This window comes from Microbacterium sp. MDV22-iso44, from assembly GCF_058629135.1.
The window spans coordinates 360381-383836 of record NZ_JBZVWS010000002.1; the positions used below are offsets into that span (position 1 = coordinate 360381).

The window sequence follows — 23456 nt, forward strand, 5'->3', positions numbered from 1 at the left end:
CGTCAGTGCGCGGACCGCCCTCGCCGCGATCCGCGTGGTCGCCCGAGGGCACCCTGGGCGAGCCATCGCTCAAGCGTCCGGTAGGCCTGTTCGCGCGGGGTGGGACGGGACAGGAAGAGGTCGTGAATGCCGCCGTCGATCCGCGCGAGCGTGACGTCGCGGCCGATGCGGGTCGCGGCGCGCGCGATGTCGTCGACGACCAGGACCGAATCACTCCCGGTCATCTCCGCGTTCCAGGCGAAGGGATTCGTGGACTTCGTCGACAGCAGCACGATCGTCGGGCAGGCCACGTCGATGCCCGAGGCGACCCGCCGGTGCGCCTCGACCACCGCCGCCAACCAGGCGGGATGCGTAGGGAACCCGCGCTCGGGTCGCCACTCCCGGCGGTAGCCGCGCACCGGGAGAGCACCGACCTCGGTCTGCGCGCGCGTGTAGAACCCGAGGTCGACGACCGGGTGCGCCCCCATCGGATCGACTCGGGCACGCATCTGCACCAGCGGCGACAGCGCCTGCCGACCGAGGGTCCCCAATTGCAGCTCGAGCCATGGGCTGTTCAGGACGAGCGCCGAGAGCCGGCCGGGATGCCGCGACGCCCACAGCGTCGCGGTGAGACCACCCGTGGAGTGACCCATCATCACGAGTCGGCGACGTGAGGGCGGCCCCTCGAGCGGATGCCCCATGGCCTCGAGAGCCGCGGCGATGTCGGCGTCGTACACGTCGAGCGAGGTGACGAAGCCGGGCGTCTGCCCCGGCCGGAGGCTTCGACCGTACTTGCGGAGGTCGAGGGCGTGGAACCGCGCGCCGAGCGACGCCCAGAACCGGGCGAGCTCCACCTGGAAGAAGTAGTCCGACCAGCCGTGCAGGTACAGAACGTCGACGTCGCGCAGCGGACCGGTCAGGCCCGCGAGTCTCGGCGGATCGAGCCGGACGAGCGTCGCGACGACCTCGCCTTCCTGGTCGCTGCCCAGGGGCAGCGTGAGCCGCTCGAACGGACGCCCCAGGACGTCCTGCTCCCAGCCGCCGGTCATCGCGTGATCACTCCCCGCGCGAGACCCGCACCATCTCGTCGCGGTCGACGACCTTGATGCGCTCGCGCTCGTGCGGGGCGCCGAGGGCGACCTCGTGCTCGTCGAGTCGGTGCCAGCCGTCCAGGTCGGTCCAGGCGACCTGGCGCTCGGCGAGCAGCGAGATGATCGCCTCGTCGGACGGGTCCTCGGGAGTCCACCAGGACGCCTGGTCGTTGATGAGGTGACGGATGGTCTCCATGGCGTCGGACTTGGTGTGGCCGATGAGTCCGACCGGGCCCCGCTTGATCCAGCCCGTCGCGTAGACGCCGGGGACGCGCTCGTTCGAGCCCTTCTCGACGACCTGACCCTCGTGGTTCGGGATGACGCCGTGGCGCTTGTCGAACGGGACGTCGGGCAGCGGCGAACCGAAGTAACCGACCGCGCGGTAGACCTGGCCGATGGCGATCTCGCGCATCTCGCCCGTGCCCTCGACGCCGCCGGAGTTGTTGGGCCGCGTGCGCTCGGTGACGATCGCGCTGACGCGACCGTCGGCATCCTTCTTGATCTCGACGGGACGCGCCCAGAAGTGGAGGTGAAGACGACGACTGGCCTCGCCGCCGGCGTTGTTGACACTGGGCCGCTTGCGCCACGACTGCAGCACGCGGTCGATGACCATGACCTGCTTGTTCGACGCGATCGCCGCCTTGGAGGCCTCGTCATAGTCGAAGTCCTCGTCGTAGACGACCATGTCGACGTCGTTCAGCTCGCCGAGCTCGCGGAGCTCGAGCGGCGTGAACTTCACCTGCGCGGGACCGCGGCGACCGAAGACGTGGACGTCGGTGACGGGCGACGCCTTCAGGCCCTCGTAGACGTTCGCAGGGATCTCGGTGGGCAGCAGGTCGTCGGCGTGCTTCGCGAGTACCCGTGCCACATCGAGGGCGACGTTTCCGTTGCCCAGGACCGCGACGGATGCCGCGTCGAGCGGCCACTCCCGCGGGAAGTCCGGGTGCCCGTCGTACCAGCTGACGAAGTCCGCGGCGCCGTACGACCCGTCGGCGTCGATGCCGGGGATGTCGAGGTCGGCGTCCTTGATGGCACCGGTCGCGAAGATGACCGCGTTGTAATGCTTCTTGAGGTCGGCGAGGGTGATGTCGGTGCCGAAGCGGACGTTGCCGAAGATGCGGATGTCACCGCGGTCCAGCACGTCGCGGAGGGCGTTGATGATGCCCTTGATGCGCGGGTGGTCGGGGGCGACGCCGTAGCGGACGAGCCCGTACGGGGCGGGCAGGTGGTCGAACAGGTCGATCGAGACGTCGAACTTGCGCTCTGCCTTGAGGAGGATGTCCGCCGCGTAGATGCCGGCGGGTCCTGCGCCGACGATGGCCAGCCGGAGCTTGGTCATGGGTGTCCTTTCCGAGAGCCCGCGAACGGGCGTGACGAAGAAGCGGCGATTCCGCCGGGTTTCAGCTGGAGCGGTCGACGACGACCTGGGCGAAGCGGGTCAACGCATCCCGCACCTGCCCGTCGGGAAGCGGCGCGAGAGCCGCGACAGCGCGGTCGGACCACTCGTGCGCGAGCAGGCGGGTCGCCTCTGTCGCGGGGTGGACGCGCAGCTGCGCGAGCGGTTCGTCAAGGATCGCGGGGTCGGCGCCGTCGGAGATGCGGGCGACGCCCTCGTCGATCGTGACCTTGAGGGCCTGCGAGGCCGGGTCGGTCGCACGGCCGAGAAGCAGGTAGGGCATGGTCGGGACGCCGGCACGCAGGTCGGTGCCGGGCACCTTGCCGGTCTCGGCGGGGTCGGCCGACAGGTCGATGACGTCGTCGAGCAGCTGGAAGGCGACGCCCACGCGCTCACCGAACTCGCGCACGGGAGCCGCGTACTCGTCGGACGCGTCGGAGAAGACGACGCCCGTCTCGGCGGCGGCGGCGATGAGCGAACCGGTCTTGTCGCTCAGGACCTGCAGATAGAATTCGACCGGGTCGTCGCCTGGCTGGGCGCCCACCGTCTCGTGCATCTGCCCGAGGACGAGACGTTCGAAGGTGTCGGCCTGCAGGCGGATCGCCCGCTCCCCCACCTGCGCCATGAGCTGGCTCGCACGGGAGAAGAGCAGGTCGCCGGTGAGGATCGCGACGTTGTTGCCCCACACGGCGTGGGCGCTGGGAACGCCGCGTCGACGGTCGGCTTCGTCCATGACGTCGTCGTGGTACAGCGAGCCGAGGTGGGTCATCTCCAGCGCCGTCGCGCCCGCAAGGACGTCATCGGTCACTCCCGAGCCGAGCTGCGCCGTGAGGATCGCCAGCATGGGCCGCATCCGCTTCCCACCGGCCTCGTAGAGGTAGCGGGACGTGACGTCGGCGAGCGAGTCGCCGACCTTCAACTCACCGGCGAGGCGGGCTTCGACGAGGTCGAGCCCTTCTTCGACCGTGGTGAGGAGCTTCCGCATCCGCGGTCCCACGAAAATGCGTTCGGTGACGCCGAGTCGGCTCGCGATCTGCGAGCCCGGAGTACCGGGGCGGGGGGTCATGGCTCCAGCGTACCCGTCGCGCCCTACGCCTGGTCCGGGGTGGCGGGCTTGCGTGCCCGGTGCAGGGCCACGATCCCGAAGCTGAGGTCGCGCCAGGCCACCTGATCCCAGCCGGCCTCGCGCATGCGACCGGCAAGGGTGCGCTGGTCGGGCCAGTCGCGGATCGACTCGTTGAGGTAGTCGTAGGCGGCGGCGTTCGAGCTGAAGGCGCGGGCGACGATGGGCAGGACGCGGTCGTTGTAGAACCGGTACAGCCCGCGCATGAGCGCTGCCGGCGGGTGCGAGAACTCGCAGATCACGAGCGTCCCCCCGGGCTTCGTGACGCGGAGCATCTCGCGGAGCGCCTTCTCGGGATCGTTGACGTTGCGGAGGCCGAACGAGATCGTGACGGTGTCGAACTCCTCGTCGGCTAAGGGCAGGGCCGTCGCGTCGGCCTCGACGAACGACAGGTTCGGGATGCCGCCGTGCCGCCGCTTCCCTTCGGCGATCATCCCCGCCGAGAAGTCGCCGGCGACGACCTCGGCACCTGAGCGGGCGAGCGAGACCGAGCTCGCCCCCGTGCCGGCAGCCAGGTCGAGGATGCGCTGACCGCGACGCGGCGCCACGGCGCGCGTGGTCGCAATGCGCCACAGCTTGTCGTTGCCGAGGCTCAGCACCGTGTTGGTGCGGTCGTAGGCCGCCGCGACCTCGTCGAACATGCCGCTGACGCGCGCGGGGTCCTTGCCGAGGTCCGCGCGGGTGGACGGGGTGCGGGAGGGCTGGTCGGTCACGTGTCGAGCCTAATCCGGGCAGGGTGCGGTGAGGCTGTGCGGCGGGGCTGAGAGGCGCGGCCCGCCGCATCACCGCCGGATTAGGCTGGCGGGGTGACCACGTCTGCACTCGGCATCCCGCGGCTGCGTGCCGTCACCCGCCGGATCGAACCGGTCGACGAGCCGCTCGTCTACGCCTCTCCCGACGACCCGACCGTGTGGTCGCGTCGCGGTGATCTGCTCGTCGGTGTCGGTCGTGCGGCCGAGCTCCCCGCGGGCACGCCTGCTGCGCAGTGGTGGCGCGACGTCGCTGCCGTCGCGGAGATCGACGACAAGGTGGGGATGCCGGGGTCCGGCCTCGTCGCCTTCGGCACGCTGCCGTTCGACCCCGCGAACAGCTCGGCGAGCGCCGCGCTGGCCGTGCCGCGCATGATCATCGGTCGCCGCGGCGACACGAGCTGGGTCACCCATGTCTTCGTCGAGGGCGAGCCGGAACGCGACGAGCCGCAGGCGATCGGTTTCGGACCGCACTGGTCGGCGACCGTAGGCCCCGGCGCCTGCACGCCCGACGGCTACCAGGGCGAGGTGCGCGCCGGGCTCGAGGCGATCGCCTCGAGCGAGGTCGCCAAGGTGGTCCTCGCTCGCGACCTGGTGGGCACGGTGCCCGCGGGCTCCGATCTGCGGCGCCTCGTCCGCGCCCTTGCGTCGGCGTACCCCGACACCTGGACGTTCGCCGTCGACGGCGCGATCGGGGCGAGCCCCGAGACCCTCGTGACCGTCTCGGGCGGCACGGTCACCGCCCGGGTGCTGGCCGGGACGGCCGCGCGCGGAGCCGACGCGGATGCAGACACCGCGGCATCCCTCGCCCTGGCGACGAGCCCGAAGGACCTCGACGAGCACCGGTACGCCGTGCAGAGCGTTCTCACCTCGCTGCGTGCGCACACGTCGGCCCTGGTCGCCGAGCCCGAGCCGTTCATGCTGAAACTGCCGAACGTCTGGCACCTGGCGACGGACGTCGAGGGCACCCTGTCAGGCCACGCGTCTTCCCTCGACCTCGTCGAGGTCCTGCACCCGACGGCGGCCGTCGCCGGCACGCCGACACAGGCTGCGCTCGAGGTCATCCGCCGGGTCGAGCCGTTCGACCGAGGCCGCTACGCCGGCCCGGTCGGCTGGATCGACGCCGCGGGTGACGGAGAGTGGGCGATCGCCCTGCGCTGCGCGCAGTTCGACGTGCACACGGATGCCGGGGCGGACATCCCGCTCATCGCGCACGCCGGTGCGGGAATCGTCGCCGGCAGCGACCCCGAGACGGAGATGCTCGAGACCCGGGTGAAGTTCCGCCCGATCGTCGACGCGCTCGCCTGACGGGCGCGTCGCTCACCTTTCGGAGGTCAGCTTCGACAGCAGCCCGGCGAGCGTGTCCCGCTCAGCGGCCGTGAGCGGTGCGAGGATCTCGCGCTCGGTCGCCAGATGATCGGGCAGGACCGCGTCGAGCAGCTCACGTCCGGCATCGGTGAGTCGCACGAACTTGCCGCGTCCGTCGTCGGGATTCGGCTCGCGGACCACGAGACCCAGCCGATCCAGGCGGTTGAGGCGCTGGGCGACGGCGCTCGACGTGATCATGGCGTCGGCGGCGAGTTCGGCGGGAGTGATCCGGAAGGGCTCGCCCTGACGCGCGAGCGTCGCGAGCACGTCGAACGTCCCGGCATCGATGCCGTGAGACGCGAAGGTCGCCGCGAGTCCCGCGTCGACGACGGCCGCGGCGCGACTGAGGCGACCGATCACCGCCATCGGACTCACATCGAGACCGGGCCGAGCGGTGCGCCACTGGCTGAGGATGCGATCGACGTGGTCCATGCCTCGACCGTATCGCTAAGCAGTGAGCTATATTAACTAAGTGCTTAGCAAAACGATGTCGGTCGTCGCGATGACCGCGGTCGCTCCGATCCTCTGGGGCACCACGTACCTCACCGCGACAACCATCCTCATCGGAGGCCATCCGCTCCTGACCGCGGCCGTGCGCGCACTGCCCGCCGGCATCCTGCTCCTCCTCATCGGACGGCGACTCCCCCGCGGCTCGTGGTGGTGGAAGTCCGCAGTGCTCGGCGCGCTCAACATCGGCGGCTTCTTCGCGTTCCTCTTCATCGCCGCCGACCGACTGCCCGGCGGCGTCGCGGCGGTGGTCGGGGGCATCCAACCGCTTCTGGTCGCGGTGCTCGCCTCGCGCGTGCTCGCCGAAAAACTGACGGGGCGGGTCGTCGCCGCAGGGGTCGCCGGGGTGATCGGCGTCGCCCTCATCGTCCTGCGGGCCTCGGGCGGGCTCGATGCGATCGGCGTCGCCGCCGCCCTTCTGGGTGCCGTGTCGATGGCGACGGGCGTCGTGTTGACGAAGGCGTGGTCGCACGATCACCCGCCCCTCGTGGTCACCGCCTGGCAGCTCGTCGCCGGCGGCCTCATCCTCGCCGCGCTCGTCGCCGTCTTCGAGCCGCTCCCCGAGCAGCCCCCCACGCTCACCAATATCGCCGGTTACGCCTATCTCACGCTCATCGGCACCGCGCTCGCCTACGCCGTGTGGTTCCGCGGCGTCGCCGCACTGCCGGCAAGGGTCCCTGCCTTTCTCGGACTCCTGAGCCCGGTCGTGGCGCTCGCGATCGGCGGCCTCGTCGCGGGAGAGACCCTCACCCTGACGCAGGTCTGCGGCGTCGCGCTGGTGTTCGCCTCCGTTGCGGCCGTCGTCGCAGGAGAGGTGCGCCGTAGGCCCCGGCGCTCGGTGGTTTCAGCCGTGCCGGCGGGAATCGATCGCGGACGAGTCGGGAACCGAGACGTCTGAGCCGAGCCACGTCGCATCGGCGAAGAAGTCCCGGAGCGCATCGATGAGCCGGGCGGTGTGGAAGCCGTCCGCCGCCGCGTGGTGTACCTGCACAGCGAGCGGAAGGAAGGTCCTCCCGTCGCGCTCGACGTACCGGCCGAGCGTGAAGATAGGGGCGAGATGGTCCCACGCGCCGTCGACGTTGAGGGTGAAGCCGGTGAAGCTGGTCCACGGGATGCTGGAGACGTCGAAGGTGTTCGCCGGCGGCGCGCCCTGGGGGAAGAGCTCGGTCGCGCGCGCATGGTCGGCGATGACCCGAACGGCGGCATCGTGGAACGCCCCGAAGTCGTCGTCGTACTCCACCCAGATGCTCGCGAAGGTCTCGCGGTCCGAGTCGAAGACCGTGAAGGACGGATGCACACGCGACCACACGGCCGGCGCACCGGCGTCGTCGAGCGTCAGCCGGAACTCCTCGTACCGGTTCACCATGGTCGCGATCGCCCACACCTGCGCGACGTACGTCCGGCGCCGGGCGGAACGGACGCGGCGGACGAAGTCGGTCACATCGATCTCGACGGTGATCGCGTACGTGCAGGGCACACGGCGGCGATAGTGCTCGAAGTGCGAGCGGCGCGGCCAGGTGTCGAGGTCGATCGGCACGGCGGTGTCCATCACTCCATCCTCCGCCACGGCAGTGCCCCGAGGAACTCATCGACGATGACCGCCCGCCGTAGTCTCACCGGTATGAACGACGACGCCTGCAGCTTCTGTCGGAACATCGCCGAGGACGGCTTCGACGTCGTGGTCCGCGGCGAACGCGTCCTCGCGGTCCTCGACCGGCATCCGATCAACCGCGGGCACGTGCTGGTCATCCCGCTCCGCCACGCCCCAGATCTCGCGTCGCTGACGCCGGATGAGGTGATCGAGCTCGCCCTGGTCGCACAGGCCGCCGATCGCGCCATCCGGGACGTGCTCGCGGCGACGACGACCGGGACGAACCTCGTGATGTCGAACGGAGAGGATGCCGACCAGGGCACCCCGCACGCGCACCTCCACGTCATCCCCCGCCAGCCGGGCGACGGCTACGAGTTCCGCGAGGACGCCACCCGCTACCCGCTCGCTCCCCTCAGTGACGGGGAGCGTGCCGCACTCCAGTCGGGCATGGACCCGCGCACCCCTAGGCTGACGCTGTGATCATGACCTTCCCCGTGGGCGACACCGAGAAGCACACCGTCGTCTTCTCGTTCGACAAGTTCTGGGGTCGGCTGACCATCACCGTCGACGGGCAGAGCGTCGTCGACACCGTCCGCGGATTCTCCGTGAGCACGGTGAGGACGTGGGCATTCGAGGTCGGTCAGCAGGAACGGCACGCTGTGCGCATCGAGAAGCATCGCGCGACGTTCTTCGCAGGGTTCCGTCCGCAGCAGGTCTACGCCTTCGTCGACGACGCGCTCGTCGCTCAGGGCGTGGCCTGACCGTTCGGACTCCCGTCGCCCTCCGACAGGGCGATCAGTTCCGCGATGACACGAGGGTCCGCGAGCACCCTGAAGTGGCCGCCGGTGTCGAGCCGGACGTTCTTCGCCGCACCGGCGAGCTCGCTCCCTTCCGGGATGTGCGGGTCGAACTCCCCGTAGACCGAGACGATCCGGCCATTCGCCTCCCGCTCCTTCGCGAGGGCACGGATCGTCGCGCTCCTCGGTGAGAAGATCCGGAGGGACGGCAACACCATGAGCCGGCCGTACCGCGATCCGCCGAAGGGCGTCGCGACGGCGAGCATGCGGGCGATCCGCCCGTCCCCCGCGTCGATCACCATCGCGCGTTTACCGACGAGCCCGCCCTTGCTGTGTGCGAGGAGAACGCAGCCGCGCAGACCGTTCGCGCGCAGATACTCGATGACCCGGGCGGCCGCCTCGTCGACCGGGCGACGGTTGTGGTGCAGCACCTGGACGACGTGGACCGGATGCCCCCGGTCGTGCATCGCGGTGATGAGGGGATACATGAACTGCCAGGTCTCGTAGACGCCCGGGAGGATGACGATGGGCGTGCGATCCCCCTCCGAGAACGTCTGGGGGTCGGTGCGGTTCAGAGTCGCCCGGACCTGCCACACCGCCGCGTAGAGGTAGTCCCTCGCCCACCACACCGCGTTGCGCACGAACGCCGTCATCGTGACGACCTTCCCGTGCTCGGCGGCGTATGCACGGAAAGGAACGCTTCGATGGCACGGGCGACCGCCCGCGGAGCGCGGTCCTGCACGACGTGCCACCCCCGAGGAACCTCGATCACCGCGGCATCCGGAGCGGCATCCCGCAACCGGCGGCACCACGACAGCCCTGCGATCGGGTCCCGCGCGCCGCGGAGCACGAGCAGCGGCCTCGTCAGCAGTCCCACGCGCTCCTCGATCGGATACGCGACCATGTGCCGCAGCTGACGCAGGTACCAGGGGATGCCGCATCGCACGTAGTCGCTCAGCACCTGCCAGTTCGCGCGCGGCGTCTCGCCCACCACATCGAGCGCGAGAGCGCGCGCCTGTGCGAACGCCGTCCGATGGTGATCGTCGGCAACGGGTCCCATCGCGACGACGTGCGTCACCAGGTCGGGGCGCCGCACCGCGAACTCGACGACCCACTGGCTCCCCATCGAGTGGCCGACGGCGACGGCATCCGTCAACGCCACGCGGTCGAGCAGCGTCGCGAGGGCACCCGCCATCGCGCGGACGTCGAGGTCTCGAGAGGGGCGGGGCAGGCCGCCGAAGCCGGGCAGATCGATCGAGATCACGGAGTGCGTGAGCGCGAGCTCGGCGTGGAGCCGACGCAGGTAGCGATGCGACATCCCGATTCCGTGGACGAGGAGGAAAGTGCGCTGAGGGGCGGCATGGGACGAACGCACGATGCGGAAGTTCAGCCCGTCCACCGTCAGCACATGGACGACCGGCTCGCTTCGACGAAGACTCACACGTTCCCTCCCGCTCGTCTCTAGAAGCGCGTCCGAGATCGAGGAGCACCACGCTAGCCGTCACCGGCGCCGACGAATGCGGGGTTGACCTACCTCAGCCGACGCGTCAGGCGGACGGTCACCGTGTCGCCGATGCCCTTGCCCAGCTTCCGGCGGACCCCAGCGTTCAGCGAGACCATGTGCCCTCCCGTGCCCGTCACCATCAACCCGACGTTCGACATCTCGACATCGTCGACGGTGAGGTCCACCCGGACGGAACGGCCGGTGCCGAAGAAGTCCGCCGAACCGGGCATCTCGACGCAGGACCAGGTCTCACCCTTGACCTCCACGCCGATCGGGGCCGTGAAGGTGTGGTCGAGGGCAACGGGTTCGAAAGGCAACGGATCTCCCTGAGGGACGGTCAGCGGAAGGAGGAACGGCGTCGGATCCTCCGGGCGACGAGCGGGACGCTCACGCCGAGGGCGGCGACGACGACGAGTGCCACGAGCGACCACGTCATCGTGCTGTAGGCGCCGTCGAGGGCGGGTGTCGAGGCGAGCCCGGCGTCCCCACCGGGCACCTGATCCACGAGGATCGTCGCCGTGATCGCGGCCGAGACGAGCACGCCTGCTAGAACCAGGGCGATGAGCCCTGAGCCGACGATCCAGACGACGAGCGCTTTCCGTCGTGGCATGGTCCCCCCTCTCGCAGCCGCGGATGCGGCGCGTCCCCCGCCGCACACTACCGGGTGGCCGAGCGCGGCTCCATGCCGATCAGATCGGACCTGCGACATCCGCTTCGTCGCCGCTAGCCTCGCAGCATGACTGTCGTCCTGCTGCACGGGTGGCCGGGGCTCCCCTCCGATTACGACGAGGTCGCCGCATCCCTTGCCGCCGAGGGGGTGATCATCCCCGACCTCCGCGGGATGGGCGCCGGATACGCCGGCATCCCGGACGTCGAGGATGCCGCGGCGCAGGCGCACGCGGACCGTGTGCTCGAGACGCTCGACGATCACGGCGCCGCCGACGGAATCGTCATCGTCGGGTACGACATCGGCAGCCGCATCGCGCAGGCCGCCCTCCGCACGGCTCCGCACCGGTTCCGCGGCGCGGTGCTCACGCCCGCCTATCCGGGCATCGGCGACCGCGCGGCATCCCCCGCCCTCGCCTCGACCTTCTGGTACCAGCACTTCCACCGCGAACCCGTCGCCGCCGCCCTCATCGACGGCGACGAACGCGCCGTCCGCACGTACCTCACCTACCTCTGGGACACGTGGCGAGCGGATGCCGCGCCGCCGCCGCACCTCGACGAGATCGTCGCGGCCTACGCGCGGCCGGGGGCCTTCGCCGCGAGCCTGCAGTGGTACGTCGCCAACCGGGGATACGCCGCGGACGACGAGCCGATCACTGTGCCGACGACGATGCTGTGGCCCGACAGCGACCCGCTGTTCCCCGTCGAATGGGCCGACAACCTCTCCGAGCATTTCTCCGACGCCCGCCTCGAGGTCGTCACCGACTGCGGGCACTTCGTCCCGGTCGAGCGAGCGGATGCCGTCGTGCGCGCCATCCGCTCCCATCTGCCCTGACGGACGTCACGTCGCCGCGAGACGCGCCTTCTCGGCCTCGACGTCGAAGTCCGCCACGGGCCACTGCGGATCGATGCGTTCCAGGACGTCGATCAGCAGCGCCTGCACGGCCAGCCTGGCGTACCACTTGGCGTTCGCGGGGACGACGAACCACGGCGCCCGGTCGGTGGAGGTGCGTTCGAACACCGTTTGGTAGGCCTCCATGTACGCCGGCCACAGTTCGCGCTCGTCGACGTCGCCGGGGTTGTACTTCCAGTGCTTGTCGGGGCGGTCGAGCCGCTCGGCGAGCCTGGACTTCTGCTCGTCGCCCGAGATGTGGAGCATCACCTTCACGATGTGCACCCCACGCCTCGCCATCCGCTCCTCGAAATCGACGATCGCTCCGTAACGTCGTTCGATCTCCTCCGCGGGTGCGAGCTGGCGGACCCGGCCGATCAGGACGTCCTCGTAGTGCGAACGGTCGAAGACGCCGATGTACCCCGGCTCCGGCACCTCCTTCTCGATGCGCCACAGGAAGTCGTGCGCCGACTCCTCTGCCGTGGGCTTCTTGAACGCCTTCAGATGCACGCCCTGCGGGTCGGTCGCCCCGATCACGTGACGGACGATGCCGCCCTTGCCCGCAGAGTCCATCGCCTGCAGCACGAGCAGGACCGACGGCGAATCCGGCTGCGTGCGGCTCTGCGCGTAGAGCCGCTCCTGCAGCTGGTCGAACCGCTCCGCCGCGGCGGCGAGATCCGCCTGCCCCGCCTTCTTGCCGCCGTCGTAACCGGGGGTGGATGCCGGGTCCACGTCCGCGAGCCCGAATCCCGGCCCCACCCGCAGCAGCGTCGACGGGGAAGCGGTCCAGTGAGCGTCAGTCATGCGCCACATCCTGCCGTGCCGCCGTGACCGGCGCGACCGCCTTGCGGATGCCGCGACTACCGACTCAGGGGCACTTCGATGATCTGGCGTCCTCCCGCGGGCGACGTGAGCGCCTGATCCAATGCACCGCGCGTCGTGATGCGCTGGTACTCCCAGCCGTAGGCGCGGGCGAGTTCCTCGAGACGCGCGGTCTGCGGGGTGTACTGCACCCGATCGAACGCCCGCGGGCTCGCGACACCGGCGACCTCGAGGCCGTCGAAGATCGTCCCGCCGCCGTCGTTGCCGACGATGACCTGGATGCGCGGTTCGTCTTCTGCGGCCGGATGCAGGAGCGCTCCGACGTCGTGAAGGAAGGCGAGGTCGCCGAGCAGCACCCGGGTGACGCCCGGTACCGCGCCGCCCTGAGACGCCGCGGCGATGCCGAGACCCGTGGCGATGGTGCCGTCGATGCCGGCGAGCCCGCGGTTCGCGTGAACGGGGACCTTCTTTCCGCCGAGCAGTTCGTCGGCCACGCGCACCAGCCGCGACGATCCGAAGAGCAGCCTGTCGTGCGGCCATGTCGCCCGCCACACCGCGTCGACGAGAGCGGCCCGATCGACCGGGGCACGGATCGCCCCCAGCTCGGCCGAGATCGCGCCGAGCCGTTCGGCGGGAACGGTCGAGGACAGCGCATCCGCGTCCGGTGCCGCCGGGCTGAGGTCGACCACCTGGTCTCGCGACGCGCGCATCCACGCCCCCAGCCAGTCGCGGTCGACCGTGCCTCGCGCCGCGGTCACATCGTCGACCGCGACCGTCACGCCGTTGAGATTCAGCTGCTCCCCCGGCCCGCGGACCGCCATCACCTCGACGTCGCTGCGGCTGAGCAGTCTCGCGACCTCGCGACTCAGAGTCGGATGCCCGAACACGACGACTCGTTCGATGCGACCGCCGAGCTCCGCATCCGACAGCAGCGTGCGGTAGCCGTGGACCAGGTGCCGTCCGTACCGTGCGCCGCTCACGATCTCCGCGATCAGCGGGAAGCCGCCGGCGTGCGCGAGTTCCTCGGCATCCGACCCGGCATCCGCCCCGGCGACGACCACCGTGCGCGGTCCCGCCTCGAGCACGACCGGCTCCGTCTCGACGACCTCGAGTGCCGCACCGACACCGCCGCCGCCCTGGTAATGCGCGCCCCATTCGGCCTCGACGGTCTCCGCCTCGACGTCGGCCTCAGTCGGATCGGATGCTGCATCCTCCGCACTCGACGACGGCACCCACGCGGGAAGCTCGCCCGCGAGCGGCTCCCGGAACGGGATGTTGAGGTGCACGGGCCCCGCGACCCGCGAACCGCTGCCGACGGCGGCATCCCACCCCTCGTCGGCGGCCGCCCGGAAGGCGGCGACCTCGTCGGCCTCGGCGGACTCGGCGAGCGCCTCGGCGACGGGAAGGTCGGACTCGAGGCGCACGAAGCCGGAGAACATGCCCGGCTGACGCGTGGCCTGGTTGGCGCCGATGCCGCGGAGCTCCGGCGGCCGATCGGCGGTGAGGAGGAGAAGGGGCACACCGGAATGGTGGGCTTCGAGGACGGCGGGGAGGAAGTTCGCGACGGCGGTACCCGAGGTGCAGACGACGACCGCCGGCATCCGGTCCTCGCGGCCGATCCCGAGCGCGGTGAAACCCGCGACGCGCTCGTCGATGCGGACGTGCAGACGGATCAGCCCGCGCGCCTCGAGCTCGGCGGCGACGAGGGCGAGCCCCTGAGAGCGCGACCCGGGTGAGAGGACGATGTGACGCAGACCCCGCTCGACGAGTCGCGTCAGAAGCGCCGCTGCCGCATCGGTCGCCGGCGCACGGCCAGGTCCGTCCGTCGCCATCTCAGGACCGCGAGCCGCGCGACTGCTCGTCGCTGTCGTCCTCGGCGGGTGGATCCGCCGGACGGTCCCGCGGGTCCGGCGCTTCGGAGTCGAGCGCGGCGAGCTCCTCTTCGAGGCGGCGGATGCGGTCGTCCTGGTCGCTCGACGTGCCGATGCGTCCGAGGAAGTCGGGGTCGTCGTCGGGCGCCCTGAACACGACCCGGCTCGACGAGGCCCGCGACCGGCCGATGACGAACCACAGCACACCGCCCACGACCGGCAGCAGGATCACGATGAGCAGCCAGATCGGCTTGCTGACACCGCGATGCCGTGTCGGCGGCTGAACCGCGCAGTCGACGATGCTGTAGACCCAGAAGGCGGCCAGCAGCAGCGCCAGAACGAGGTACACGCGCGCCATCCCCCCATCCTAGGCGCGCTCCCCCGCACCGAGGCCGCCGCGCACCGACGCCGACCGCACAGCCGGCGGCCGTAGAATGTCCGCATGCGTGCCCGGTCCGCCTTCGTCTACGCGCTGCTGCGGCTGCTCGCCTTCTTCGTCCCCTTCGGGGTCATGATGCTGTTCCCGGTGCTGCGCGAGCAGTACTGGCTCGCGGCCATCTTCGCGGCCCTCATCGGCCTGAGCCTGTCGGTGCTGTTCCTGCGCCGTCCCCTCGACGAGGTCTCCGTCGGCATGGCCGAGCGCCGAGAGGCGCGGCGCCGGACCGACAGCGACGAGGCCGTCGAAGACGCCTTCCGTGACGAGCACGATCCGGATGCCGCGGCGACGCCGCAGCCGGCATCCGACGACTCCGCCCGCTGAGCCTCAGGCGGCGACGTACGCCCAGAGGATGAAGCCGCTCCAGGCGAGCGACGCCAGCGAACTGAGCTGCAGCGCGACGATCAGTTCGCGCGCCGTGCGGTAGGTCCAGACGATGAGCGTCGCCGACAGCGTCGCCAGGAGGACCAGCAGCGACAGCCACGCGACCGGGTAGAACGGTGCGACGACGGGCACGGTCGCGAACGGCACCAGCATGAGCACGGTGTAGAGGACCTGCGATGCGCGCTTGCCGATGAGCACCGTCAGCGTGCGCTTGCCCGCCACGCGATCCTGCGCGATGTCGCGGAGGTTGTTGGTGACGAGCACACCGCACGCGAGCGCTCCGACCCCGATCGAGGGGATCCACGACTCCTGCGGCACCGAGCCGACCTGCACGAAGGTCGTCCCGATCGTGGCGACAGGCCCGAAGAAGACGAAGACGAACACCTCGCCGAGGCCCGAGTAGCCGTAAGGGCGTTTGCCGCCCGTGTAGAACCACGCCGCGACGATGCACACCGCGCCCACCGCGAGCAGCCACCAGTGCTGCGTGCGGATGACCACGGCGATGCCGACGAGCGCGGCGATCGCGAAGAACAGCAGGGCGGCGATCAGCACGGCGCGGGGGGTGACGCGGCCCGACGCCGTGAGCCGGGCGGGGCCGACGCGGTGGTCGTCGGTCCCGCGGATGCCGTCGCTGTAGTCGTTGGCGAAGTTCACCGCGATCTGCAGCGAGACGGCGACGGCGAGGCAGCAGAGGGCGAGCACCCAGTGGAAGCCGCCACCGACGGCGATCGCCGCGCCCGTGCCCACCAGGATCGGGCTGATCGCGAGGGGGAGCGTCCGGAGACGGGCCGCCCCGATCCAGTCGCGAGCGGTCACCGGGGCGGGCTTCGGCGGCGCCGACGACACGCGCGCCTTCGCCGGGTTGCCTCGCGGCGCCGAGCGCTTCGCGGCGGGCTTGCGGGGGGTCTTTCGGGATGCGGCCACGAGCAAGGATCCTATTCCCCGCGCGGCGTGGGCTCCTCGTCGTCCGCGAGCAGTCGGCGCAGAAGCGCGCGATCGGGCTTGCCGGTCGAAGTCATCGGCACCTCATCGAGCACGAGCAGCTCACGCGGTCGCGCGGGTGCCCCGATCGCCTCAGCGACGACCCGGCGCACGTCGTGGAGCACGTCGGGCTCGGCCCGGCCCCTGAGCGCGCGGCGCGCCAGGACGACGACGGATGCCTCACCCCACCGCTCGTCGCGCGTCGGCACGACGACCGCGCCCTCGAGACCCTCGAGCGCCCGGACGGCCTGTTCGACGCGGTCGAGCGAGACGTTCACGCCGCCCGAGACGATGACGTTGTCGCGACGGCCCGTGATGCGGAGGACCCCGTCGTCGACCCACCCGGAATCGCCCGTGCGGTACCAGCGCGCACCGTGGCCGTCGCGGACGAACGTGTCGGCCGTCCGCTCGGGATCGCCGAGGTAGCCGTCGGCTAGTGTCGGACCGCCGAGCTGGACCTCGCCGTCCTCGACACGCAACCGCACACCCTCGAGCGGACGCCCGTCGTAGACGCATCCGCCGCTCGTCTCGGTCGACCCGTAGGTGCGGACGATGCGGGCGCCGAGAGCTGCGGCGCGGTCGGCGAGCGCGGGCGGCAGCGCCTGCCCGCCGACGAGCACGGCGTCGAACGAGGCGAACGCGCGGGCGACCGCGGCATCCGTCTCCCCCGCCTCGACCAGGGTCAGCACCTGGGCGGGGACGAGGGACGTGTAGGTCGGGACGCGGTGTCCGCCCTCGCTGGCGGCCATCGCCGAGGCGGCCGCCGTGAAGGTCTGCGCCGTGAAGGAGCCGGCCAGGATCGCCGGGTCGCGACCCGCGACGAGCGCTCGCACCATGACCTGGACGCCCGCGACGTAGGTCGCGGGGAGGGCGAGCAGCCACGAGCCGCTGCCGATCCGGTCCGCCGTCGCGAGCGCCGACGAGGTCAGCGCCGACCGGCTGAGCGCGACGGACTTCGGGTACCCGGTCGAGCCGCTCGTCGTGACCACGACGGCCGTGCCCGCGGGGACGTCGGTCGGAAGATCGGATGCCGCGCCGAGAGCGACCGCCGGTCCCGCGCCGAGCACCGCGGCACGGAGCGCGCGGAGCACGTCACGTGGATCCGCGGAATCGAGGCGGCTCAGCTGCATGGCGCGGACTCAGTAGTGGTACGGGTACGGCGACCAGTCCGGATCGCGCTTCTCGAGGAAGGCGTCGCGCCCTTCGACGGCCTCGTCGGTGCCGTAGGCGAGGCGCGTCGCCTCGCCGGCGAACACCTGCTGGCCGACCATGCCGTCGTCGATCGCGTTGAACGCGAACTTCAGCATGCGGATCGCGGTCGGGGACTTGCCGAGGATCGTCCGCGCCATCGAGATCGCCTCGCGCTCGAGGTCGGCGTGCGGGACGACGCGGTTCACCGCGCCCATCTCGTACGCGCGCTCGGCGGAGTACTCCTCAGCGAGGAAGAACACCTCGCGCGCGACCTTCTGACCGACCTGGCGAGCCATGTACGCCGAGCCGTACCCGGCGTCGAACGATCCGACGTCGGCATCCGTCTGCTTGAACCTGCCGTGCTCCGCGCTCGCGATCGACAGGTCGCAGACGATGTGCAGCGAGTGCCCGCCACCCGCCGCCCAGCCCGGGATGACGGCGATGACGACCTTGGGCATGAAGCGGATGAGGCGCTGCACCTCGAGGATGTGGAGCCTCCCCGCGCGTGCCGGATCGGGTGTCGTCGCGTCATCCGCGGCGTACGTGTAGCCGTCTCGGCCGCGGATGCGCTGGTCGCCGCCGGAGCAGAACGCCCAGCCGCCGTCCTTCGCGCTCGGGCCGTTGCCCGTGAGCAGCACGACGCCGATCTTCGGGTCCTGCCGCGCGATGTCGAGCGCGCGGTACAGCTCGTCGACGGTGTGCGGCCGGAAGGCGTTGCGCACCTCGGGACGGTCGAACGCGATGCGGGCGATCCGCCCGTCGATCGAGACGTGCGCGGTGATGTCGGTGTAGTCCGCGGCGCCGGGCGCCTCGGTCCACTCCGACGGGTCGAAGAGCTCGGAGACGGTCACCCGGCCAGCCTACGCGCGGGCCCCACGGGCGGTCCGATCGTGCGAAGCTTGTAGGGCGGTCCTCACCCCCGACGAGGCCGCGGAGGGACCCCCGCATGAAGATCACGAGATCATCCGACTGGCGGGACGCTCTTCCGTTCGAGGTCCCCGTCCTCGCCGCCGAGGCCGTGCCCGGCGAGCCGACGCGCTGCGTGAGCTGCCCCGCCGGCAGCGAGCCGCTGGAGCGGACCGAACTGTGGGCCGTCAAGCACCGGCATCCCAACAATCACGCCGGATTCGTGCGCTACTACTGCGCCGAGCACGCCCCCAAGACCGCGCCGCCGCCCCCGCCGTCGGTCGCCCGCCCGGGCAAGGCCCGCGGCACCGCGCCGAAGCCGCGTCTCGAGCGGACCGTCGCACCGAAGCGTCCTGCGGCCTCGCTCGACGTCGTCCGCGCCATGTGCCCGAACTGCTTCGTCGAGGTCTCCGCGACCGGCGAGTGCGGGATGTGCGGCCAGCAGGTCGCCTGAGCCGGATCAGGGCTCAGTGACCGTCGCGCCCGCGGCGTTCGACAGCCACCACGTCTCGAGATGATCGACCACGGCGGCGGGTAGCAGACCAGACGCCGTCGACGACAGCCCTTCTGATCCGTCGGCGAGTCGGACAGCGCGGTACAGCAGGACATCGGTATTGGCGACGACTAGTCGAAGATGCGGTTCATCGCCTTCGAAGAGGTCTTCGCTCCGCCGGTCGCCCTCCGTCGATTCGATCACGCCGTCACACGACTCGACCAGGTCCACCAACGGGGCCGCAGCAGCGTCCGCAGCCGACGCGAAGCGCCATGAGGAGAGAACGTAGGCGGCCATGGATCCCCTCTCCGTCTTCCCGGTGACGCGGGCCGAGAGCTGTTCAGTCGCTCCGGCGGCGAACATGTAGTCCACCGGTTCCGAGTTGGCGGGGTTGTCGCCGATCGCGACCGTACACACCTCCGTGGACGGCCCGGGCAGCGTTCCTGCGGGAGTACACGCGCCCTTCCCGCGTGTGTAGCCGTGGGACGTCGACGTCATCTGGATCATGTCCTCACCCACCGACGTACCGTCGAGGGCGTTGGCGAAGGGGGCGTCGAAGGGGATCTCTCGAGTGCACGAAGCCTGCTCCGCCGGCTGGGCGATCGTGGGAGTCGGCGCAACGGAGCGTGGTTGTTCCGACTCGAGGCCATTCGTCGACACGCACCCGGTCAGGATGACAGCGAGCACAAGGACGATGGGAAGGCCTGGGAGTGATCGCATCTCGCCAGTATGGTGCCCGAGCCGCGTGACGTGTCCGCCCCCTCCCCTACCGTCGACCCGTGACGGAACCGGTGCGGTGGTGGTGGGAGCGGCGGCAGTTCTCGCGCGGCACCGATGTTCCCTACGCCGTCGGCACCTACCGGTCGGCGTGGGCAGCGTACCCGGAGCTCGTCCGGCAGTACCACCCCGACCTCAACGGTGGCATCGTCCTTTCGCAGATCCCGCCCGCCGCAGACGTGCTGCTGTGCTGGGAGTGCTCCGCCGGCCATCGGTTCGCCGCGACGCCGACCGAGCAGCGCGAGCGTCCGGGGCGCGTGCGACGGCGGTCGGCCTGGTGCCCGGAGTGCTCGGCGCTTGCGGCGCCCCGCCCCGTGAGGGTCGTCGAACGCATCGACGCGGGCGCGGTCCTCGCCGCCGTGCAGCAGGCGAAGGCTGTGCGGATGCCGGTGGCCCCCGCTCAAGCTTCCGCGCGGAAGCGCGCGGTGCCGGCCATCTGCGAAAAGACCCCGGACCTTCCCGCGGGCGAGCCGTTCGTCAGCGCGTGCGCTCCCCCACCGGCATCCGCTGCCGAAGCGCGGCTGCGCGCGGATCTGACCGCGGCGATGCTGTTCACCGAGGGGATGACGGCGGTCCGGGTGGCGCGACCGTTCTTCCGCCATCGGGAGGTGTGGCCCGACATCCTGCTCCCCGAACTGCGGGTCGCGGTCGAGTACGACACCCCCGGGCGCCACGGGCTCGAGCACGTAGGTAAGCGGGAGGCATCCGATCGGCGCAAGGACGCGCTCCTGCGCACCGCGGGGTGGGAGGTCGTGCGCGTGCGCACGGGAGGGCTCGAACCGCTGGGGCCGCATGACGTCGTCCTCCGGACCGCGGGGGCGCGGACGGTCACCGCGATCGTCGACGCGCTCCGCCGCATCCGGGGTGACCTCATGGTCGACGCGTACCTGCGGTGAGATCAGGCGTATGCGCGATGCACGTGCCAGTGGTCGCCGTCGTCGTAGATGTCGAAGACGAAGGCCTCCCCGCCGTGGTCGGTCGCCTGGAACCGCCATGCGCGAGCGGCCGACGCGGGCAGTGCAGGCCACATCCCTCGACCGAGGCGGGTGGGGGTGTCGGACACGGTCCACCGTCGGCCGCCGAAGAACATGCGGGCGGGCACGTCGTCGACGAACCACAGCGTCAGATCGTGTTCGAATGCCCGGGCTTCCATGAGACCCAGATTAGAACATCTGTTCTCATTCGTCGAGTCCGACATTCGAATCAATGTCCTGCTCCCAGCTGATCACGTGGGCCCGGTGGAGCGGCACCGCTCCCGGCGCGAGGACGTGGGGGATGCCGTGGAACCACGCCCCGCTGACGCCGCGACGCACCATCTCCTCGAGCCAGGCACGGTTCGCCGCGGGCACCTCCATGGCCGACGTGAACGATGCCGGATCGAACGGTGCGACCTCTGCCGGCTCGATCGGGTCGCCGACCGCCGAGACCGTCCGGTCGAGGACGACCGTCCCGTGCGGCAGGTCGTCCGCCGGGATCGCCCAGAACTCCGCCCGCGGCAGCTCTCTGCCTCGGATCTCGCGCCACGCCCGCCAGATCGCGTGAGGGTGGACGGGACTCAAGAACACGACCTCGGTCCACCCCCTGCCGATGCCCGGGATGACCGTGTCACGCAGACGTCGGCGCTCCGGGGTGTCGTCGTACTTCGACATCGCCCGCCTGTACGCCGCGGGGTCGATGTCCGCCAGATCGGATGCCGGGACGAGCACCTCGCCCACGAGATCGGCGCGCTGGTGGAAGACGAACCTCACGTCGCCGACCGAACGCCGTCGAAGGGCGTGATCGTCCGCCACGTGCCGCCCTCGTCGAACAGGAACAGGCGGAGGGGCGTCGAGCCGAGCATCGGGTCACCGGCGGCATCCCCGTACGGATAGGTGCCGCACGCGTCCGCGGTCGAGGCGACGCGAATTTTGTCGCCGGCCGCGATGTCACCCTTCTCGGCCACGTCCACGGTGACGAGATACACGTTCGTGTCGTACTCCATGATCCGCGTCGTGCCGTCCGACTCGACCGAGCTCGTCACCACGACCGCCTGCGATCCGGCGGCGCGCTCCTCGTCGGTCTCGTACGACACCCACGACGCACACATCTGGACCTCCACGAAAGGGAGCCGGACACCGTCGCATCCGGCGAGCGCGACCCCCAGCACCACCAGCCCGACCGCGATCGTCGTTCGTCGCCGCATCCCGCACCCCCTGCCGAGGAGTGTCCCATCCGGGGACATCGTCTCGCCAGGGGTGCGGAACGGCAGAACTCAGCCGAGCGCGACCGCCGTCCACGACACCGGCGGGAGCGTGATGGTCAGGGTCCCGTCATCGACGCGGGCCGACTCGTTCGGCCGCGGGGCGACGCGCTCGCGGTCGGCGAGGGTGTTCTTCGCGTAGACGTCGTCGTCCGAGAGGGTGTGCGTCTCGACGATCGAGCCGGCACCGAGCCCCGTCACGTCGACGGTGACCTCGATCGACTCGGTCGTGCTGCGGTTGACGAGGAAGACGGCGCTGCGACCCGTGGCGTCGTCGTGCGTCGCAACGGCATCGACGAGCGGCACCTCGCCGAACGCGGCGGTCTCGTAAGACGGCGCATCGACGAGGACCCGCATCGCGTCGCCCTGCGCGAGGCGCGAGGTGATCGAGAAGGGGAAGAACGTCGTCTGACGCCAGGCCGGGCCGCCGGGCTCGGTCATGATCGGCGCGATCACGTTGACCAGCTGCGCGAGCGAAGCGCTGGCCACCCGGTCGGCGTGCTTGAGCAGCGAGATCATGAGGCCGCCGAACACCACGGCATCCACCACGGAGTACACGTCCTCGAGAAGGCGCGGCGCGACCGGCCAGTTGTCGATGCCGTCGATCTTCTCGACGTTCTCCCACCGCGACAGGTACCAGACGTTCCACTCGTCGAACGAGATGTCGATCTTCTTCGACGACCGCTTCACGGCGGCGACGTGGTCGGCCGTCGCGACGACGGTCTCGATGAAGCGGTCCATGTCGACCGCCGAGGCGAGGAAGCTGCCGATGTCGCCGTCCTTCTCCTCGTAGTACGCGTGGCACGAGATGAGATCGACATCGTCATAGGTGTGCGACAGGACGACGCGCTCCCATTCGCCGAACGTGGGCATCGTCGCGCCCGACGAACCGCAGACGACCAGCTGGATCGACGGGTCGAGCTGCCGCATCCCCTTCGCGGTCCGCGACGCGAGCTTGCCGTAGTCCTCGGCCGACCGGTGCCCGAGCTGCCACGGACCGTCCATCTCGTTGCCCAGGCACCACATGCGGATGCCGAACGGGTCGGTCGCGCCGTTGGCGACGCGCTGGTCGCTGAGCGCAGTGCCCGAGCGGATGTTGCAGTACTCGAGCAGATCGATCGCCTCGAGCGTGCCGCGGGTGCCGAGGTTGACGGCCATCATCAGGTCGCTGCCGACCTTGTCGAGCCACGACGAGAACTCGTGCAGGCCGACCTCGTTCGTCTCGGTCGAGTGCCAGGCGAGGTCGAGCCGGCGGGGCCGCTCGTCGACGGGACCGACCGAGTCCTCCCACCGGAAGCCCGACACGAAGTTGCCGCCGGGGTAGCGGATCGTGTCGACCCCGAGCTCCTTGACGAGGTCGATGACGTCCGTGCGGAAACCCTCGGCATCCGCTGTCTCATGACCCGGCTCGAAGATGCCGTCGTAGATGTGACGGCCGAGGTGTTCGACGAAGCCGCCGAAGATCTTGCGGCGGACCTCCCCGATGGGCGATGCGGCGTCGACGGTGAGGCGTGCGGAGGTCATGTGGGGCGTCCTTGTCCGGGAGGTAAACGTTGTAAATCATGATGGCGACGCGGATGCCGGGCGTCAAGGCCTCCGCACCTCCCACCGCGCCGACGGATGCAATGGATCCGGCCCGACACGCCGGTGCCCGCCCGCGAGGCACGGCGTGGCGCGCACGAACTCTTGCATC

The 23456-nt window shown here is 70.6% G+C and carries 29 protein-coding genes; 8 read left to right on the forward strand and 21 right to left on the reverse strand.

Translation table 11 applies throughout. The annotated features are described in order from the left end of the window. Nucleotides 1-2: 2 nt before the first annotated feature. The 4 genes from AC4NN1_RS08480 to AC4NN1_RS08495 all read right to left on the reverse strand — a co-directional run bounded on the left by AC4NN1_RS08480 (nt 3) and on the right by AC4NN1_RS08495 (nt 4302). Nucleotides 3-1028: an alpha/beta hydrolase gene (locus tag AC4NN1_RS08480; RefSeq protein ID WP_491955027.1), complete on the reverse strand. Its 1026-nt coding sequence runs from the start codon at nt 1026-1028 to the stop codon at nt 3-5. A gap of 7 nt (nt 1029-1035) precedes the next feature. Then, nucleotides 1036-2409, reverse strand: coding sequence for an FAD-dependent oxidoreductase (locus AC4NN1_RS08485; protein ID WP_311869234.1), 1374 nt, complete (start codon nt 2407-2409; stop codon nt 1036-1038). A gap of 61 nt (nt 2410-2470) precedes the next feature. Then, nucleotides 2471-3532, reverse strand: coding sequence for a polyprenyl synthetase family protein (locus tag AC4NN1_RS08490; RefSeq protein ID WP_018186891.1), 1062 nt, complete (start codon nt 3530-3532; stop codon nt 2471-2473). A 23-nt stretch (nt 3533-3555) separates the two neighbouring features. Continuing rightward, nucleotides 3556-4302 (reverse strand): demethylmenaquinone methyltransferase, encoded by a 747-nt coding sequence (locus tag AC4NN1_RS08495; RefSeq protein WP_491955028.1) that lies wholly within the window; start codon nt 4300-4302, stop codon nt 3556-3558. Between the two features lie 93 nt (nt 4303-4395). On the opposite strand from AC4NN1_RS08495, the gene AC4NN1_RS08500 reads away from it, so the two are divergent. Further along, entirely contained in the window at nt 4396-5646 is a 1251-nt protein-coding gene (locus tag AC4NN1_RS08500) for an isochorismate synthase (protein WP_491955029.1), read from the forward strand. A 12-nt stretch (nt 5647-5658) separates the two neighbouring features. Here AC4NN1_RS08500 and AC4NN1_RS08505 read toward each other — a convergent pair whose 3' ends face one another. Further along, on the reverse strand, nt 5659-6138 hold the full coding sequence (locus tag AC4NN1_RS08505) for a MarR family winged helix-turn-helix transcriptional regulator (RefSeq protein ID WP_336126175.1): 480 nt from the start codon (nt 6136-6138) through the stop codon (nt 5659-5661). A 40-nt stretch (nt 6139-6178) separates the two neighbouring features. Between AC4NN1_RS08505 and AC4NN1_RS08510 the strand changes: the two genes are divergently transcribed. After that, entirely contained in the window at nt 6179-7111 is a 933-nt protein-coding gene (locus AC4NN1_RS08510; protein WP_336126173.1) for an EamA family transporter, read from the forward strand. Here AC4NN1_RS08510 and AC4NN1_RS08515 read toward each other — a convergent pair. Next, nucleotides 7058-7762 (reverse strand): CatA-like O-acetyltransferase, encoded by a 705-nt coding sequence (locus AC4NN1_RS08515; protein ID WP_311859068.1) that lies wholly within the window; start codon nt 7760-7762, stop codon nt 7058-7060. The two genes, AC4NN1_RS08510 and AC4NN1_RS08515, sit on opposite strands and share 54 nt — an antisense overlap. Before the next feature lie 72 nt (nt 7763-7834). On the opposite strand from AC4NN1_RS08515, the gene AC4NN1_RS08520 reads away from it, so the two are divergent. Together AC4NN1_RS08520 and AC4NN1_RS08525 are read left to right on the forward strand one after the other, a co-directional pair. After that, a complete protein-coding gene (locus AC4NN1_RS08520) occupies nt 7835-8284 on the forward strand; it encodes an HIT family protein (protein WP_491955030.1) in 450 nt (149 codons plus the stop codon). Nucleotides 8285-8286: 2 nt separating this feature from the next. Next, on the forward strand, nt 8287-8565 hold the full coding sequence (locus tag AC4NN1_RS08525) for a hypothetical protein (RefSeq protein WP_491955031.1): 279 nt from the start codon (nt 8287-8289) through the stop codon (nt 8563-8565). Here AC4NN1_RS08525 and AC4NN1_RS08530 read toward each other — a convergent pair. From AC4NN1_RS08530 to AC4NN1_RS08545, 4 genes are all read right to left on the reverse strand, one after another. After that, nucleotides 8550-9254, reverse strand: a complete 705-nt coding sequence (locus tag AC4NN1_RS08530) for an esterase/lipase family protein (RefSeq protein ID WP_491955032.1) — start codon at nt 9252-9254, stop codon at nt 8550-8552. The two genes, AC4NN1_RS08525 and AC4NN1_RS08530, sit on opposite strands and share 16 nt — an antisense overlap. Beyond that, nucleotides 9251-10042: an alpha/beta fold hydrolase gene (locus AC4NN1_RS08535; protein ID WP_491955033.1), complete on the reverse strand. Its 792-nt coding sequence runs from the start codon at nt 10040-10042 to the stop codon at nt 9251-9253. Before AC4NN1_RS08535 ends, AC4NN1_RS08530 begins: the two co-directional genes overlap by 4 nt. A gap of 89 nt (nt 10043-10131) precedes the next feature. Then, the gene (locus AC4NN1_RS08540) at nt 10132-10422 is read right to left on the reverse strand and encodes a DUF1905 domain-containing protein (RefSeq protein WP_336126162.1); all 291 of its coding nucleotides are present in this window, start codon (nt 10420-10422) and stop codon (nt 10132-10134) included. A 20-nt stretch (nt 10423-10442) separates the two neighbouring features. Continuing rightward, entirely contained in the window at nt 10443-10715 is a 273-nt protein-coding gene (locus tag AC4NN1_RS08545) for a hypothetical protein (RefSeq protein ID WP_336126160.1), read from the reverse strand. A 126-nt stretch (nt 10716-10841) separates the two neighbouring features. On the opposite strand from AC4NN1_RS08545, the gene AC4NN1_RS08550 reads away from it, so the two are divergent. Further along, nucleotides 10842-11606 (forward strand): alpha/beta fold hydrolase, encoded by a 765-nt coding sequence (locus tag AC4NN1_RS08550; RefSeq protein WP_491955034.1) that lies wholly within the window; start codon nt 10842-10844, stop codon nt 11604-11606. A gap of 6 nt (nt 11607-11612) precedes the next feature. Here AC4NN1_RS08550 and AC4NN1_RS08555 read toward each other — a convergent pair whose 3' ends face one another. From AC4NN1_RS08555 to AC4NN1_RS08565, 3 genes are read right to left on the reverse strand one after another with little or no spacing between them, the layout of a single operon-like run. Then, nucleotides 11613-12467, reverse strand: coding sequence for a PPK2 family polyphosphate kinase (locus tag AC4NN1_RS08555; protein ID WP_491955035.1), 855 nt, complete (start codon nt 12465-12467; stop codon nt 11613-11615). Between the two features lie 56 nt (nt 12468-12523). After that, on the reverse strand, nt 12524-14317 hold the full coding sequence (menD, locus tag AC4NN1_RS08560) for a 2-succinyl-5-enolpyruvyl-6-hydroxy-3-cyclohexene-1-carboxylic-acid synthase (RefSeq protein ID WP_491955036.1): 1794 nt from the start codon (nt 14315-14317) through the stop codon (nt 12524-12526). A 1-nt stretch (nt 14318) separates the two neighbouring features. Beyond that, complete coding sequence (locus AC4NN1_RS08565) at nt 14319-14714, reverse strand: PLD nuclease N-terminal domain-containing protein (RefSeq protein ID WP_018186876.1); 396 nt, start codon at nt 14712-14714, stop codon at nt 14319-14321. Between the two features lie 84 nt (nt 14715-14798). On the opposite strand from AC4NN1_RS08565, the gene AC4NN1_RS08570 reads away from it, so the two are divergent. After that, complete coding sequence (locus AC4NN1_RS08570; RefSeq protein WP_311869202.1) at nt 14799-15116, forward strand: DUF4229 domain-containing protein; 318 nt, start codon at nt 14799-14801, stop codon at nt 15114-15116. A 3-nt stretch (nt 15117-15119) separates the two neighbouring features. Here the strand turns inward: AC4NN1_RS08570 and AC4NN1_RS08575 are convergent, their stop codons facing one another. From AC4NN1_RS08575 to AC4NN1_RS08585, 3 genes are read right to left on the reverse strand one after another with little or no spacing between them, the layout of a single operon-like run. Beyond that, nucleotides 15120-16100 (reverse strand): 1,4-dihydroxy-2-naphthoate polyprenyltransferase, encoded by a 981-nt coding sequence (locus AC4NN1_RS08575; protein WP_020098063.1) that lies wholly within the window; start codon nt 16098-16100, stop codon nt 15120-15122. Between the two features lie 11 nt (nt 16101-16111). Further along, nucleotides 16112-17287: an AMP-binding protein gene (locus AC4NN1_RS08580; RefSeq protein ID WP_020098062.1), complete on the reverse strand. Its 1176-nt coding sequence runs from the start codon at nt 17285-17287 to the stop codon at nt 16112-16114. Between the two features lie 9 nt (nt 17288-17296). After that, nucleotides 17297-18199, reverse strand: coding sequence for a 1,4-dihydroxy-2-naphthoyl-CoA synthase (locus AC4NN1_RS08585; protein WP_018186872.1), 903 nt, complete (start codon nt 18197-18199; stop codon nt 17297-17299). Nucleotides 18200-18294: 95 nt separating this feature from the next. Here AC4NN1_RS08585 and AC4NN1_RS08590 point away from each other — a divergent pair, with 95 nt between their 5' ends. After that, nucleotides 18295-18708 (forward strand): hypothetical protein, encoded by a 414-nt coding sequence (locus tag AC4NN1_RS08590; RefSeq protein ID WP_018186871.1) that lies wholly within the window; start codon nt 18295-18297, stop codon nt 18706-18708. A gap of 6 nt (nt 18709-18714) precedes the next feature. On the opposite strand, the gene AC4NN1_RS08595 is transcribed toward AC4NN1_RS08590, so the two are convergent. After that, complete coding sequence (locus AC4NN1_RS08595) at nt 18715-19119, reverse strand: hypothetical protein (RefSeq protein WP_491955037.1); 405 nt, start codon at nt 19117-19119, stop codon at nt 18715-18717. Nucleotides 19120-19526: 407 nt separating this feature from the next. On the opposite strand from AC4NN1_RS08595, the gene AC4NN1_RS08600 reads away from it, so the two are divergent. Then, complete coding sequence (locus tag AC4NN1_RS08600; protein WP_491955038.1) at nt 19527-20420, forward strand: zinc-ribbon domain-containing protein; 894 nt, start codon at nt 19527-19529, stop codon at nt 20418-20420. Between the two features lie 2 nt (nt 20421-20422). On the opposite strand, the gene AC4NN1_RS08605 is transcribed toward AC4NN1_RS08600, so the two are convergent. From AC4NN1_RS08605 to arfA, 4 genes are all read right to left on the reverse strand, one after another. Next, nucleotides 20423-20677 carry a hypothetical protein gene (locus AC4NN1_RS08605; protein WP_020098058.1) on the reverse strand — a complete coding sequence of 85 codons (255 nt, stop codon included), beginning with the start codon at nt 20675-20677 and terminating at the stop codon, nt 20423-20425. A gap of 25 nt (nt 20678-20702) precedes the next feature. Next, a complete protein-coding gene (locus AC4NN1_RS08610) occupies nt 20703-21272 on the reverse strand; it encodes a hypothetical protein (RefSeq protein ID WP_491955039.1) in 570 nt (189 codons plus the stop codon). After that, the gene (locus AC4NN1_RS08615) at nt 21269-21706 is read right to left on the reverse strand and encodes a hypothetical protein (protein WP_491955040.1); all 438 of its coding nucleotides are present in this window, start codon (nt 21704-21706) and stop codon (nt 21269-21271) included. The genes AC4NN1_RS08610 and AC4NN1_RS08615 overlap by 4 nt, the downstream gene beginning before the upstream one ends. Nucleotides 21707-21775: 69 nt before the next feature. Then, nucleotides 21776-23287 (reverse strand): arabinosylfuranosidase ArfA, encoded by a 1512-nt coding sequence (gene arfA / locus AC4NN1_RS08620; protein ID WP_020098055.1) that lies wholly within the window; start codon nt 23285-23287, stop codon nt 21776-21778. Nucleotides 23288-23456: the final 169 nt, after the last annotated feature.